The following is a 13,852-nucleotide window of genomic DNA, read 5'->3' as shown; positions in this document are numbered from 1 at the left end:
CGTCACGTCTGTTCCGCGGCGACGAACTCGAACACTGCGCCGTAACAGCTCGCGGGATCGGTGATCAATCGATCGCCGTCGTGCTCAGCGATGACGATATCGTGGGCGACCAGGCGAGCCTCCGCCGCGGCAAGATCGGCAGTCTCGAAGATGCACGAATGCATGATCTCGCCGTTACGGGCCAGATCCCTGCCGGCCACCGAATCCTCGGTCAGCGGCTTGATCAAGTCGACCGTCGTATTCGCACCGAGTTGCAGTCGGTTGCGCTCCGCGTGCTTCCCGTCGTCCTTCGCGACGACGTCGGCCCCGAGTGCGCGATAGATGTCGGTGGCACGATCGAGATCACGAACCACCACGCCGATCCGCCAACCGGTGATCGCCAGCGGATGCGTGCGCCACGGTTCATTGCTCCACTCGTCGGCGAAGCGCGGGTCCTCCCATCGCCCCGGGACTCCGAGCGGTCCCGGCCGGGCCTCCGAGAACGGCATGAACTCCAGCTGGCCCGCGGTATCCCTGGGATGGGTGAACACCGGACTCATCGGCTTCTCGACCATGACGTCGCGGCCCGCGCCGGCCAGCCCGAAGCACCGCACGCCCAGGGCGGTCAGCGCATCGAAGATCTCGGTCGGCGGACTGTCCACGAAATACGCAGAGGCGTGGAAGTGCCTGCCGAACCGCGTCAAGAACCTTCCGAGCGGCAGATCTGCACCCTCTGCGGTGGGCTCCATGATGTCGACGGCCAAATCGGCGATGGCGACCATGGACGCCCAGCGCTTCTCGGCGTCCAGCCACTCGTCGGTGAAAACGTCGACCGCTCCGAACACGTCGCGGTACCACTGGGTGACGGTCCGATAGTCATCGACAATGTGGTTTACGTGCCACTGCTTGCCTACTGCGATCACGACATCACAATCCTCACTCAAGCCGGGTCCTGGTCGAACCTTCGTCTACTGAAGCGCCAGCCATCCGCATCTTTCGTCAACTCGTCTCGGTAGATCCCCTGCGCGATCACCTGATATCCCGCACCCGGGTTCGACACGAACACCGTGCAGTACGCCTGACCGGTCGCCGATGTACCGTCCCCCTGCGCCAATACCGACGTGGTGACGTGTCGAAGCTGGCCGGGCACCGTCGTCGACGTAGGCCGCCAGCCCATCGTGCCCGCGGGCCTGTTCGTCATCGCCGAGCAAGAAACCGCCGTCGGCGGTGAAACACTCTGCAAACCCCTTCGCGTCGCGCCGATCGAACGCGAAGTTGAAGCGGCTGATCAATCGCTCGATCTCGACGACGTCCTCGACTGGCAACGGCACAGCAGGCCCTCCTGAGACTCAACACGCGATGGGGCCAGAACACTATGACATATATTGTCTAACTGATAACACTCCCCGACCGTGTGGAGAGAGGCCGAGATGACGGGTGCGGCTGCCGAGGTCGACCTGTTCCTGTCGACCACCCGCGCGTTTCTTGACCGTGAAGCCTCGATCGAGCGCGTCCGCGAGATGCACAGCCGCGGTGACACCTACGACCGCGACTGGTGGCGCAAGGCTGCCGAATTGGGTTGGACGAGCCTGCTAGTCCCCGACGAACTCGGTGGTGGCAGCGTGTCCGGCAACGGCGTTGCCGACCTGGCTTTGGTCGCCGAGCAGATCGGCCGCACAGTCGCGCCGGGACCGCTGATGCCGGTCAGCGCGGTGCTCGCCGGTTTGGTCGACGCGAGCAACAGCACGCAACACACCGAGATGATCGCGGCTCTGATTGAAGGGACGGCCGTCAGTGCGTGGGCGGTCGATGAGCCCGGCGCGCCGTTCGGCGCGGTGCCCACAACCGTCGCGACGGAGTGGGCGAATGGGTATCGAATCGACGGGGTGAAGGATCGCGTCGAGGCGGGCATCGGCTGCGACTCTTACCTCGTGACAGCCCGCGCCGCCGATCGCCCGATCCAACTGATGGTGCCCGCGGACGCCAAGGGCGTCACCGTCGAACCGGTCGCGTCTATCGATCTGGTGCGCGACTACGCGACCGTTCGATTCGATGGAGTCGAGGTTGATGCGGACGCGGTCGTCGGAACGTCGGACGAGACGCTGGATCTCATCGCGCGCCAATCTCAGATCGCGCAGCTGCTTCAGACGTGCGAGATGCTCGGAATCCTCGACGCGGTGTTCGCCAAGACCGTCGAGTGGGCTCTAGAGCGGCACAGCTTCGGGCGGCCGCTCGCGTCCTACCAAGCGCTCAAACACCGCTTCGCCGACCTCAAAACCCAGTTGGAAGCCTGCCGGGCAATCGCGGCGCTCGCGACTCGCCACGTCAGCGCGAGGGCAGTCGACGCCGCACTCACGGTCAGCGCCGCCAAGGCGTACATCGGCGAGCACTCGGTCGCAATAGTGCAGGACTGCATTCAGTTGCACGGCGGTATCGGCGTCACCTGGGAACACGATCTTCATCTGTTCCTCCGCAGAATCGAGGTCAACCGCGCCATGTTCGGCACGACGGAAGAACACCAGGAGAACGTGTTCGCGCTCTCCGAGAAATCGGGAAAGACGCGATGACCGAGACCGTCGATGAATTCGCGGACAGAGCACGCAACTGGCTCGCGGACAACATGCCCCCGCTGGACCGCGCCGCCCCGCCGGTGTTGGATCGCGCCGAGGACAATACGTGGCAACGTGCGCGCGAGCTCCAACGTCGGCTCTATGACGGCGGATTCGCGGGCATCTGCTTCCCCGCGGAGTACGGCGGCTTGGGCCTGGAGTACGCGTACCAAGCCGCGTTCAACGCGGTCGCCGAACCCTACGAGATGCCGCTTGCGCTCAACATCCCGAGTTTGACGATCTGTTGCGCGACCCTGCTCGACGCCGGCAGCGAGAAGCAGAAGCGCACGCGGATCGCTGCTGCATTGCGGGGTGACGAGGTGCTGTGCCAATTGCTGTCCGAGCCGGGTGGCGGATCCGATCTGGCGGGAGTCACAACCCGCGCAGACCGATCGGGCGACAAATGGATTCTCAACGGCGCCAAGACCTGGAGTAGCAGCGCGTTCGCCGCAGATTTCGGCCTATGCCTGGTGCGCACAAACTGGGATGCACCCAAGCACGAGGGGCTCACGATGTTCCTGGTGCCGCTGCGGTCCCCGGGGTTGACGCTGCGACGGATCCGTCAGGTGAACGGGTCCGCGGAGTTCTGCGAGGAGTTCTTCGACGACGTCGAACTATCCGACGAGCACGTGGTCGGCGAGGTCGGAGGAGGCTGGGCCGTCGCCTCGAGACAGTTGTTCCACGAGCGTCGCGCGGTGGCGAAAGGATCTGAGTACGCAAATTGTGGGGCTTCCGAGGAAAGGCGTGACGGCGCTTTCGATCTCGTGGCGCTGGTGCACGCCACCGGTCAGTCCGACGATCGGTGGGCGCGCCGCCTGGCGGGACGCGCGCTGGCTCACCGTATCGTCGAGAAAGCGTTGGGCGAGAGCGTCTTTCACGGGGTCTCCACCGGAGTGATGCCGCCTGCCTCTGGCTCAATCACCCGCCTCTACTACGCACTCTGCGAGAACCTGAATCTCGATGCAGCTGTGGCGCTGGCCGGACCGGGGGCAGTGGTGGGTGCGGCAAACCAGGACCTCCTGGCGATTGGGCAGAAGTATTTGTCGCGGCAGACCGTGTGCATCGGTGGCGGCACGACGGAGATCGCACGAAACATCATTGCCGAACGCGTGCTCGACTTTCCGCGTGAGTACGCCGCCGACCGCGGCGTTCCGTTCAAGGATGTGCAGCGAGGTGGCACACGACGATGACGTTGATCACCGACCGCTTGCGCGCCGCGATCGGCGTCTGGCACGAACAGGACGGACCCGTATTCCCCATCGATTCCTCGGATATCCGCCGGTGGGCGATCGCCACTTATTGGCCACAGCAGCCGCCGCGGTTGTTCTGGGACGAGGACTACGCCCGCACCACTCGCTGGGGTGGCGTCATCGCTCCCGATGACTTCAATCCGTTCGCGTGGCCCATCCAGCCTCCCGATGCCGGACCCGCGCAATTCGCGCTCCCCCAACCCGGCGAGCCAGGGCAACATGTCCTCAACGGCGGAGTGGAGTTCGCGTTCGGTGAGCCGATGCGACCGGGTGATGTGATCACCGGCAGGTGGCGGATCAAGGACGCCACCGAACGCGAGGGTCGACTCGGTCAGATGCTCTATGTACAGCTGGAGCGCGAACTGCGCAATCAGCGCGGCGAGGTGGTCCGCACCCGTATCGACACCCTGATCAGATACTGAGAGAGGCAGCTGTGTTCATCGACGGGAAATGGCAATCCGCCTCGTCAGGCAAGACTTTCTCGAGTATCAACCCCGCGACCGGGGCGGTGCTGGACACCGTCGCCGACGGCGGCCGCGCCGAAGCCCGCCTCGCCATCGACGCGGCGGTGTCCGCGTTGCCAGCCTGGCGGGCAAGGACTGCCTACGAGCGAGCAGACATCCTCGCTTCGGCGCACCGCATCATGCTGGAACGCCAGGATGATCTGGCCGTCCTCATGACGAGGGAGCAGGGCAAGCCGCTGCGGATGGCGCGCACGGAGGTCGGCTACGCCGCCGACTTCCTGCTGTGGTTCGCCGAGGAGGCCAAACGTGTTTACGGCGAGGTGATTCCGTCATCGCGCGCGGGTCAGCGCTTCCTGGTGTTACAACAGCCGGTCGGGGTGTGCGCCGCTATCACACCGTGGAACTACCCGATTTCGATGATCACCCGGAAGGTCGCTCCCGCACTGGCCGCGGGCTGCACGTCGGTTTTGAAACCGGCCGAGCAGACGCCGCTGTGCGCGATCGAGACGTTCCGGGTTTTCGAGGACGCCGGTGTGCCTGCCGGTGTGGTCAACCTGGTGACCTGTTCGGATCCCGAACCGGTGGCCGAGGAGATCCTGTCGGACCCACAGGTTCGAAAGATCAGTTTCACCGGCTCGACCGAGATCGGGAAGATGATCGCTGCGCGCGCTGGCGCCACGATGAAGCGGGTGTCGATGGAACTCGGTGGACACGCACCGTTTCTCGTGTTCGACGACGCCGACCCCGAACACGCGGCCAAAGGTGCCGCACTCGTGAAATTCCTCAACACGGGCCAGGCATGTATCTGTCCCAACAGGTTCATCGTGCATCGCTCGATCGTCGCGCCGTTTCTCGAGACGTTGCGGCAGCGAGTGGAAAAGCTTGTTCCCGGAGACGGATTGGCCAAGGGAACGACAGTTGGCCCCCTCATCGACGAGGCGGCGCTGCACAAGATGACCCGACAGGTCGACGATGCGGTCGGTAGGGGCGCAACACTGATGCTCGGAGGTAAGCAACTGACCGGCGACACCTTCGACGGCGGTAACTTCTTCGCGCCGACCATCTTGTCCGAGGTCACCCCGGATATGGTGATCTGCTCGGAAGAGACGTTCGGCCCGATCGCTCCGGTCCTGGTGTTCGACGACGAGGCCGAGGCCATCGAGATGGCCAACTCCACCAGCTACGGCCTCGCCGGGTACATCTACACACGCGACATCAGCCGTGCGATTCGAGTCGCCGAAGCGCTGGACTTCGGCATGATCGGCATCAACGACATCAACCCGACCTCGGCCGCGGTCCCGTTCGGCGGCATCAAGGAAAGCGGACTGGGCCGTGAGGGTGCTCGCGCGGGTATCACCGAGTACCTTGATACCAAAGTGTTGGGAATCGCATTGTGACCGAATCGAGTTCGCCCACCTTCGAGTCGATCAACATCGGCGACCGAATCCCCGAATTCGTCCGAACCACCGGCTTCGCCGAATGGAACCGCTATGCCGCCGTCAACGACGAGTTCATCCCGATCCATATGGACGACGAGGCCGGCAGAGCCGCGGGTAACGAGAAGGGCGCGTTTGGGATGGGCAACCTACGGCTGGCCTATCTGGTCAACATGCTGCGGCAGTGGATCGGTGATGACGGCGCAATCCGTTCACTGACGGCTAAGTACCGGAGCATGAACCAGAAGGGTGACGAGTTGCGCGCTGTCGGCGAGGTGGTCGGCAAGGAAATCGTCGACGGTCTCGCGTTGGTGCATCTGAAGGTCGACGTCATCGACCAGAACGGCACGAGCACAACACCAGGTGAAGCCACGGTGGCCTTGGCTACTTGAATACGCCGGGCGACTTCGAGTAGTCGACGGTGGACAACTCGGTCATGCCGCCATCGATGTGCAGCACGGTTCCGGTGACGAACGCCGCGTCATCGCTGGCCAGGAAGGCCACCGCAGGTGCGATCTCGATATCGGGGTCAGCGCCGCGTTTCATCGGCGACGCTTCGGCCGTACGCGTGTAGTTGTCCCATTCGGTGCCGATCATGTCGCGCTGCACATCGGTCAACGCGAACGGGCACACGGCGTTGACACGGATACCGTGGTGGGCCCACTCGTTGGCGGCCACTTTGGTCAGCGCGCCGATGGCTCCCTTCGCCGCCGAATACGGTGCCGTGTAGGCGATGCCGCCCAGCGCCGAACCGGACACGAAGTTGATCACCGACGACTTCTGTGCGGCCTTGAGGAACGGGTGCGCCAATTGCATGAACCGGAAGGTGGCGCGTGGGCCTGTCGCCTCCGATAGCTCCCAATCTTTGTCGCTGACGAGTTCGAGCGCCTTCGGCATGGCGAAGTACTGCGCGGCGTTGACCAACACGTGCAACACACCGTCGACGGCGGCGGCCTCCACCGCGGCGGCGATCTCCTCGCGTTTGGCGACGTTGGCCTGGACGAACTTCGCCGTGGCGCCGTCTTTCCCAATCAGTTCGACGCACTCGGCCGCCTTGTCGGCGTTGAGGTCGACAATCGTCACGTGCGCGCCCTCGGCAGCCAGCCGCCTCGAGATCGCTCGCCCGAGCCCCTGGGCACCGCCGGTGACCAACACGTTTCGCTCGTCAAGGCGGGCCATGGGCAATCCTCCGGTGTGTAACAGTTGAACAATATTCGTTCTATCATCCATTATCATGGCAGACCGTTGGTGCCTGTCGTCGAGAAGGGGTAGAGGATGCGAGTAGACGTAGATCGCGACCTCTGTGAGTCCAACGCCGTCTGCGTCGGCATCGCCGCCGACATCTTCGAACTCGACGACGAGGACCTTGCCGTGGTGACCGTCGACGAGATACCCGCCGACCGGGAGGCGGACGTTCGGCAGGCCGTACAGCTCTGCCCGAAGATCGCGCTGACACTGCGCGAGGACGGATAGGCGTCGAACGATGTTCATCGGGCTGACAGAGGAGCAAGAGCTGCTGCGCGAGACGATGAGGCGATTGGCTGACACCACCGCCACATCAGGTCCCGACGACATCGCGTCCGATGACCGCCTCGACACACAGTGGCAGCGCCTCGTGGAGGTCGGCGTACCCGCGTTTCGCGCGCCCGCGACATGCGGGCTGGAGGCCAGCGGTGTCGAAACCGCGCTCGCCATCGAGGAATTGGGGCGCAGGCTGAGCGCACTACCCGTGCTCGGACAAGCAGTCCTCACCACCGAGCTGCTCTACGCCGCCGGTGCAGAAAAGGAGGTCGACCTGATCGCCGAGGGCGCTCTGCGCATGGCGCCGGTGTTGAGGGACGACCTGTCCGGATTCGCCGATTCCGAAGACCGCGGTGTCGTCCTTGACTCCGCAGGCGCCACCCATGCGCTGTTGGCTCTTTCCGATGGAAAGCGCCGGCGCTTGGTCTACGCCGCCATCGATACTGCATCGGGGCGTGAAGGCCTGGATTTGACGCGGTCGATCAGTCCCATATCCGCCTCCGGTCTCGGCGCCACCACGTCGGTGGGAGATCCTATCGACGCACGCCGATGGGACTCCGTCATGGCGATGGCGCTGACCGCCGTCGCCGCCGACCTGATCGGGGTGATGACGGGGGCGCTCGAGGACGCCGTCGGCTACGCAGGCGAACGCGTGCAGTTCGGCGTCAAGATCGGAACCTTTCAGGCCGTCCAGCACATACTGGCCGATTCGCTTGTCCGCCTCGAGGGAGCTCGTAGTTGTCTGTGGCACGCGGCGTGGGCGGTCGACCACCTCTCCCCCGCCGAGGCCTTGCTGGCGGCGCGCACGGCCAAGGCCTACGCGTCGGCCGCCGGTCGCGACGTCGTCGAGGCGGCCATGCAAGTCCTGGGTGGCATCTCCATCACCTGGGAGCATGTCGCGCATGTGCGCCTTCGCCGAACACTGTTGAACCGCAGGCTGTTCGGTGACGAAAGCGATCAATACCAGGCCATCGCCGACATGCGGCTGAATGATCCGGACCTGGGCTAGACAAGCGAACACCCGGAGAACCATGGATTTCAACGACACCCAGGACGAAGCCGAATTCCGCGCCCGTCTGCGCACCTGGCTCGACGACAACGCCGCAGCCGCCGTCATCCCAGAGGACCCCAGCGCGCGGGCTGACGCCGCGAATGCCTGGCATCAGACCCTCTACGAAGCCGGATACATCGGACTGTCGTTCCCGACCGAGTACGGCGGTCACGGGCTGTCACCCATCTACGAGGCAATCCTCAACGACGAGCTGGGACGCGCAGGCGCACCGCCCATCGAGGGTGTCGGACATCTGTCGAATGCATTGCGACTCTTCGGATCCGAGCAGCAGCGCGCCGAACTGCTGCAAGGGCTGTTGTCGGGCGCGGTGCGCTGGTGTCAAGGCTTCAGTGAGCCCGAGGCAGGGTCGGACCTGGCCAGTCTCAAGACAAAGGCGGAGGCGATCGAAGTCGACGGCCGACCGGTCTTCCGCGTCAACGGCCGGAAAATTTGGACCAGCTTCGCCGCGGTGGCCGACTGGTGCTTTCTGCTGTGCCGCACCGAACCGGACGCCGCCAAGCACGCGGGTATATCGGTACTGCTGGTGCCCATGTCCACCCCGGGCATCAACGTGGAGCCGATCGTCAATGCCGCACGCAACCGGGAGTTCGCCGAAGTCACGTTCACCGACGTCGACGTACCTGTCGAGAACCTGCTGGGCGAACGCGGGCAAGGTTGGTCGATCGCAAACCAGCTGCTGGCCTACGAGCGGGGCCCGAGTGATATCAACTGGATCAGCAGGCTCGCACTGCAACTGCGCGCACTCGAGGACGACGTGCGATCGGGTCGGCTCGCCGATACCCCCGCGGCCCGCGCCCGCTTGGGCGAGGCGTACACCGAACTGCGGGCCCTTCAGGTCAAGGTGCAACGGTCCCTCACCGACCGGGTCAAAGGTGCACTGCCCGGAGCAGAAGGTTCGTTGGACAAGTTGTTGATGGCCAGGGCAGACCAAACGTTCGGGCACACGATGATGGACCTGCGTGGAAGCGGACCCGTCCTGCGAGAGGGCCTGGAATGGGACGTGTACGTCTGGTCGCGCGCCGCGGGCATCTACGGCGGAACTGCCCAGATTCAGCGCAACATCGTCGCGCAACGCGTGCTGGGCCTACCCCGCAAATGAGCTAGGTGGCACGGCTCGTGGCAGACGACATAGGCGATGCGGTCGTGGAATGGATCTCCACGACGGTTGGCCCGATCCGCTCTATCGACCGCCAACAGCGTTGGCGGCCCGCATGGTTCGTCACCGCTGAAAGCAACGGCCGACCCGTTCGGCTGTATGTCCGCGGGAACCGGGAGGGATTCGGGTTCGCCGGTGTCGAAGCGGAGGCGGCGATCCTACGGGAGATGGAAAACCATGGGATACCGGTGCCGCACGTCCATGGCGTCATTGCCGACGGTGCTGCGGTGGTGATGGATTGGCTGTCGGGCGAAGCTGACCTCAGCAGCGCTGCCGATGCTGTCGAAATCGATGCCGTCATGGATGACTACGTCGATGCGCTCGTGCGAGCGCACCGCATCGACCCAGCCGCCTTCGCCGACATCGGCTTGCGCGTCCCCACCGGCGCACATGGCGTCGCTCTTGACTATTTCGAGACCTTCGTGGAGCGCTATCGATCCTTCAAGCAGCGACCAGAACCGTTGTTGGAGTTCGCGATCGGGTGGCTCAGGAGAAACCCCCCCACACACCGGTCAACGCCTCGATTCGTCCTCGGTGACACGGGTCAATTCATGTTTGCCGAAGGGCGGATAACCGGCCTCCTCGACGTCGAGTTGGCGCACATCGGTGACATCTCACACGACCTGGCCGGCTTGCGTTTACGGAACGTGACCGAGCCAATGGGCGACTTGGGCCGAGTACTGCGGCGCTACGCAGAGGTTTCCGGCGAGCCGCTGGACGTGGCATCCATCGAGTTTCACACCGCGAAGTTCGCACTCTGCACACCCCTGGGCGTCGCTCTGGTGCTCCACCTGGACCTCCCGCTGCTCGACATCGTCCAGTACATCGAGTGGTTCCACCAGCTTTCGCTGCACGCGATCGAGTCCATCGCTCGATTGTCAGATGTCGAACTCGCCCCGGTGTCGCTACCCGATCCTGTCCGGTCGCGTTACGACGGTGTGATCGGTGGGCTGTCGACCATGGTGGAATCTCTCGACGTCTCTGCCGGGATTACCGAGTACCAACGCGGTTCGGTAGCGTCGGTGGCACGCTTCTGCCATCGGGTGAGCGAGTTCGGCGATGCGATCGACCGTGCAGACCTCGCGGACATCGAGGCGACCACCAGGCTGGGATCAACAGACCGCCGCGCCGCTGACCAAGCGCTCGAAGCATTCATCTTGGATGCCGGCCCAGAACACGACGCGGCGCTGGTCCAGCTTCTCCACCGTCGGGTCATGCGGCAACTGCTACTACTCGAGCCGCTGTTGTCCGGCGGTCGAATTGGTCATGTCGCGCCGCTTGCTGAACTACTGGCGAGCGAGGCCCCCGTGACCGCTCAGCGCTCGCGGTAGTGCTTGAGCGCTTCCTTCATGCCCGCCAGTCGGCGCTCCATCACCTCGTCGCCCTCCCCCGCCTCAATCTTCTTGGACACCTCTGCGATCTCCTCGACCAGTCGGCCGGCCGCCTCATCACGCGTGAGAAGGTCCTGATCGACCCAGTCGTCTTTGGGGATACGCTCGCTCGGGTCCATATTCGCTCTTCCTCGTCGTACGCGCTATAGTTCAACTAAGCAGATTATGTTCAGTTGTTCCATAAGCCTAGCAGCCGTGCATGGGAGGAACCCGCGATGCCGCTCCAGCCGTCGATGAAACTTCTGTCCGTCGATGACCACCTCATCGAGCCCCCGCACGTGTGGACCGATCGGCTGCCGAAGAAGTACGTCGAGGACGGGCCCCGCATCGTGGAGTTCCCGCGCGAGGGCAGGTCGCCGATGCACCAGTGGGTGTATGAGGGCCGCAGTTATCCCAACATCGGGCTGAACGCGGTCGCGGGTAAATCACCGGAAGAATTCGGTGTCGACCCGGTGCGCTACGACGACATGATCCCCGGGTGCTACGACCCGAAGGCCCGGCTGGCCGACATGGACATCGACGGAGTGCACGCGATGCTGTGCTTCCCGTCGTTTCCGCGGTTCTGCGGGACCGTGTTCCTGGAAGGTCAGGACAAGGACTTGGCGCTGCTGTCCGTCCAAGCTTGGAATGACTTCTCACTCGACGAATGGTGCGCAAGCGATCCGGCGCGCTTCATTCCGATGATGATCAGTCCGCTGTGGGACACGCAGCTGATGGTGGCCGAGATCGAACGCAATGCCGCCAAGGGGTGCCGCGCGGTCGGTCTGCCCGACAACCCGATGAACCTCGGCCTACCCAGCTTCCATACCGACCACTGGGAGCCTGTCTGGTCGGCCCTGGAGGAGACGAACATGACGGCGGTCATGCATTTCGGCTCCGGAGGCATGCCCCCGTCGACAGCACCAGAGGCGCCGTTCGCGGTGATGGTCACCCTGATGGGGACGACCTCGATGGCAGCAGCCATCGAGTTGGTCTTCTCCCCCGTCTTTCACAAGCACCCGAACTTGAAAGTCGCGTTCTCCGAGGGCGGGATCGGTTGGATGCCGTACCTGGTCGAGCGCGCGGACTATGTCTGGCGTAAGCACAAGTACTACCAGAACATCCATCCGACGATCGCACCGTCCGAGCTGTTCCGCCGCAATATCACCGGTTGCTTCATCGAAGATGAAGTCGGTGTGGCGATGCGCCACCAGATCGGCATCGACAACATCACCTGGGAGTGCGACTACCCGCATTCGGACTCGTTCTGGCCCAAGAGCCGAGCGCGTGCGGAAGAGATGTTGGCGAGTGTGCCCGACGAGGATGCCGCCAAGATCGTCGAACTCAATGCGCGGCGCTGGTATGCGTTCCCGGAGGAGGGCTTCAAGTCGTCCACCGCCGACAGCGGATGGCGCCCGAACAACGGCGAACCGCCCGAGTACGACTATGACGCGGTCATGTCGGATCACGGCGGCGTCGGTTACGGAGCGTTCATCGAAAACCTCGCGAATCAGATGGCCAACAAGGAGATCAAGAACTAGCGGCGGGGATCGCGATGTCCGTTGGGACGTCGCGACCGCGCAGCACTTGGCTCCTGACGACGCGCCAACGGGCCCTTTCGGTAGCAGCGGCGGCCCGTAGCGCCGCGCCTGAGGCGGCCACGCCACCTTCGGATTTCGCGAATTCGGATAATCGTGCCGCCTCGTTGACCGGATCGCCGATAACGGTGTACTCGTAGCGGCGAGGGTCACCGATATTGCCTGCGACGGCGGTTCCCGCGGACACGCCGATGCCGGCGGCGAGGTGTACATCGCCGGAGAGAGCAGCCAAAAGCTCCCGCGCGGCCGACAGGGCCGCGCCGGCGTGGTCCGGGACGGCCTGCGGAGCACCGAAGACCGCCAGAACTGCATCACCCTGAAACTTGTTGACCCATCCGCGATGTCGCTCCACGATGTCTACCACCACCGCAAAGAAGTCGTTCAGCAACGCGACGAGGTCCGGCGGAGTCATCTTCGTCGCCATACGCGTCGAACCGACGAGGTCCACGAACAGGACTGCCACATCGTAGGTCGCGCCGCCCATCGCGGGTGCGCCGCCCTCCGCTTCGGCGAGGCGGGCCACATCTCGGCCAACATGCCTGCCGAACAGATCGCGCAATCGTTCGCGCTCCCGCAGCCCTTCTGCCATCGAGTTGAACCCCGCCTGCAGCAGGCCCAGTTCGGACGCGTCGAATACTGGGATTTTGACGTCATAATCACCGCGGCCGACACGTGCCATGCCGGCACGCACCTCATCGATGGGATCGGCCATCGTCGCGCCTGTAAAGAGCGTCACAGCAAGCCCACTCAGCACAGCCGCGCTGCCCAATCCGAGCACCACCACGGCCAATCGGTCACCCGGGTAGTCCACGACCAATGCGCTGGCCGCGGCAAGCAACACCATCAACAGGGGCACACCAGTTCCGACCACCCACGCCGCGAGTGCCCGCATTCGAAGGCCCAGGGGTTGCTGGCGGGCCGGCGGGTCTTCGGTCAGTACCGGCGCAACATAGGGACGCAACACCCGGGTGCACCACCAATACGTCAGCGTGGCTGTCACCGTCGCGCCCGACAACGTCGAAACACCAAGCGTCGTTGCCAGCCAGGGCCTCGCCGAATTCACGATGATCAGCAGTACGACTGCACCCGTCCACACGGCGGCGCCACAGATTGTCAGGCGCGCGGGGATGCGCATGAGCACGGCGTGCCGCTCCGCCTGTGACGCATCCGACCGCGCAGTCGTCCACCACAGACCCCAGAACGCTGCTATCGGCACGACGACTGCGCAATAGACTGCAGCGGCGATGACGTTGGTGCGCAATACCGTTGGGTCGCCCAGCGCCGCACCCGTGGGAAGTCCGCGCGAGGTCATCACACCGATGATGGACGCCCCAAGCATACTGGGGACGAGAGTTCCCACCGTCAGCATCGCTCGGGCGGACCGGTTGACGGTGCAG

14 protein-coding genes and 1 pseudogene are annotated in these 13,852 nt (G+C 64.3%); 10 read left to right on the top strand and 5 right to left on the bottom strand.

The genetic code is table 11. The features are described 5' to 3' along the window. Positions 1 to 2 precede the first annotated feature (2 nt). Entirely contained in the window at positions 3 to 902 is a 900-nt protein-coding gene (locus M1248_RS08585; RefSeq protein ID WP_317148089.1) for a VOC family protein, read from the bottom strand. Positions 903 to 919: 17 nt separating this feature from the next. Continuing rightward, positions 920 to 1,310: pseudogene (locus M1248_RS33350) on the bottom strand (nuclear transport factor 2 family protein). Between the two features lie 99 nt (positions 1,311 to 1,409). Here M1248_RS33350 and M1248_RS08575 point away from each other — a divergent pair. The 5 genes from M1248_RS08575 to M1248_RS08555 are packed head-to-tail and all read left to right on the top strand — an operon-like array spanning position 1,410 to position 6,130. Beyond that, positions 1,410 to 2,546, top strand: coding sequence for an acyl-CoA dehydrogenase family protein (locus M1248_RS08575; protein WP_317148087.1), 1,137 nt, complete (start codon positions 1,410 to 1,412; stop codon positions 2,544 to 2,546). Further along, the gene (locus tag M1248_RS08570; protein ID WP_317148086.1) at positions 2,543 to 3,778 is read left to right on the top strand and encodes an acyl-CoA dehydrogenase family protein; all 1,236 of its coding nucleotides are present in this window, start codon (positions 2,543 to 2,545) and stop codon (positions 3,776 to 3,778) included. The genes M1248_RS08575 and M1248_RS08570 overlap by 4 nt, the downstream gene beginning before the upstream one ends. Further along, a complete protein-coding gene (locus M1248_RS08565) occupies positions 3,775 to 4,260 on the top strand; it encodes a MaoC family dehydratase N-terminal domain-containing protein (RefSeq protein WP_163730480.1) in 486 nt (161 codons plus the stop codon). Before M1248_RS08570 ends, M1248_RS08565 begins: the two co-directional genes overlap by 4 nt. Positions 4,261 to 4,271: 11 nt before the next feature. Next, a complete protein-coding gene (locus tag M1248_RS08560) occupies positions 4,272 to 5,699 on the top strand; it encodes an NAD-dependent succinate-semialdehyde dehydrogenase (RefSeq protein WP_317148085.1) in 1,428 nt (475 codons plus the stop codon). Then, positions 5,696 to 6,130, top strand: a complete 435-nt coding sequence (locus M1248_RS08555; protein ID WP_014208586.1) for a MaoC/PaaZ C-terminal domain-containing protein — start codon at positions 5,696 to 5,698, stop codon at positions 6,128 to 6,130. The genes M1248_RS08560 and M1248_RS08555 overlap by 4 nt, the downstream gene beginning before the upstream one ends. Here M1248_RS08555 and M1248_RS08550 read toward each other — a convergent pair. Continuing rightward, on the bottom strand, positions 6,123 to 6,917 hold the full coding sequence (locus tag M1248_RS08550; RefSeq protein WP_317148084.1) for an SDR family NAD(P)-dependent oxidoreductase: 795 nt from the start codon (positions 6,915 to 6,917) through the stop codon (positions 6,123 to 6,125). The two genes, M1248_RS08555 and M1248_RS08550, sit on opposite strands and share 8 nt — an antisense overlap. Before the next feature lie 96 nt (positions 6,918 to 7,013). Between M1248_RS08550 and M1248_RS08545 the strand changes: the two genes are divergently transcribed. The 4 genes from M1248_RS08545 to M1248_RS08530 are packed head-to-tail and all read left to right on the top strand — an operon-like array spanning position 7,014 to position 10,818. Continuing rightward, a complete protein-coding gene (locus M1248_RS08545) occupies positions 7,014 to 7,211 on the top strand; it encodes a ferredoxin (protein WP_163730484.1) in 198 nt (65 codons plus the stop codon). Positions 7,212 to 7,221: 10 nt separating this feature from the next. Then, the gene (locus tag M1248_RS08540; RefSeq protein ID WP_317148083.1) at positions 7,222 to 8,268 is read left to right on the top strand and encodes an acyl-CoA dehydrogenase; all 1,047 of its coding nucleotides are present in this window, start codon (positions 7,222 to 7,224) and stop codon (positions 8,266 to 8,268) included. A gap of 22 nt (positions 8,269 to 8,290) precedes the next feature. Further along, positions 8,291 to 9,430 carry an acyl-CoA dehydrogenase family protein gene (locus M1248_RS08535; protein WP_317148082.1) on the top strand — a complete coding sequence of 380 codons (1,140 nt, stop codon included), beginning with the start codon at positions 8,291 to 8,293 and terminating at the stop codon, positions 9,428 to 9,430. Positions 9,431 to 9,447: 17 nt separating this feature from the next. Beyond that, a complete protein-coding gene (locus M1248_RS08530) occupies positions 9,448 to 10,818 on the top strand; it encodes a phosphotransferase (protein ID WP_317148081.1) in 1,371 nt (456 codons plus the stop codon). Here the strand turns inward: M1248_RS08530 and M1248_RS08525 are convergent. Next, the gene (locus tag M1248_RS08525; RefSeq protein ID WP_163730488.1) at positions 10,803 to 10,997 is read right to left on the bottom strand and encodes a hypothetical protein; all 195 of its coding nucleotides are present in this window, start codon (positions 10,995 to 10,997) and stop codon (positions 10,803 to 10,805) included. The genes M1248_RS08530 and M1248_RS08525 overlap by 16 nt on opposite strands. A gap of 96 nt (positions 10,998 to 11,093) precedes the next feature. Between M1248_RS08525 and M1248_RS08520 the strand changes: the two genes are divergently transcribed. Next, the gene (locus tag M1248_RS08520) at positions 11,094 to 12,398 is read left to right on the top strand and encodes an amidohydrolase family protein (protein WP_317148080.1); all 1,305 of its coding nucleotides are present in this window, start codon (positions 11,094 to 11,096) and stop codon (positions 12,396 to 12,398) included. On the opposite strand, the gene M1248_RS08515 is transcribed toward M1248_RS08520, so the two are convergent. Next, positions 12,388 to 13,767 carry an adenylate/guanylate cyclase domain-containing protein gene (locus M1248_RS08515; protein ID WP_317148079.1) on the bottom strand — a complete coding sequence of 460 codons (1,380 nt, stop codon included), beginning with the start codon at positions 13,765 to 13,767 and terminating at the stop codon, positions 12,388 to 12,390. The genes M1248_RS08520 and M1248_RS08515 overlap by 11 nt on opposite strands. Between the last annotated feature and the right edge of the window lie 85 nt (positions 13,768 to 13,852).

The organism is Mycobacterium sp. 29Ha (genome assembly GCF_032883055.1).
Lineage (GTDB): Bacteria > Actinomycetota > Actinomycetes > Mycobacteriales > Mycobacteriaceae > Mycobacterium > Mycobacterium gallinarum.
This window is presented reverse-complemented; position numbering and strand designations above follow the sequence as displayed.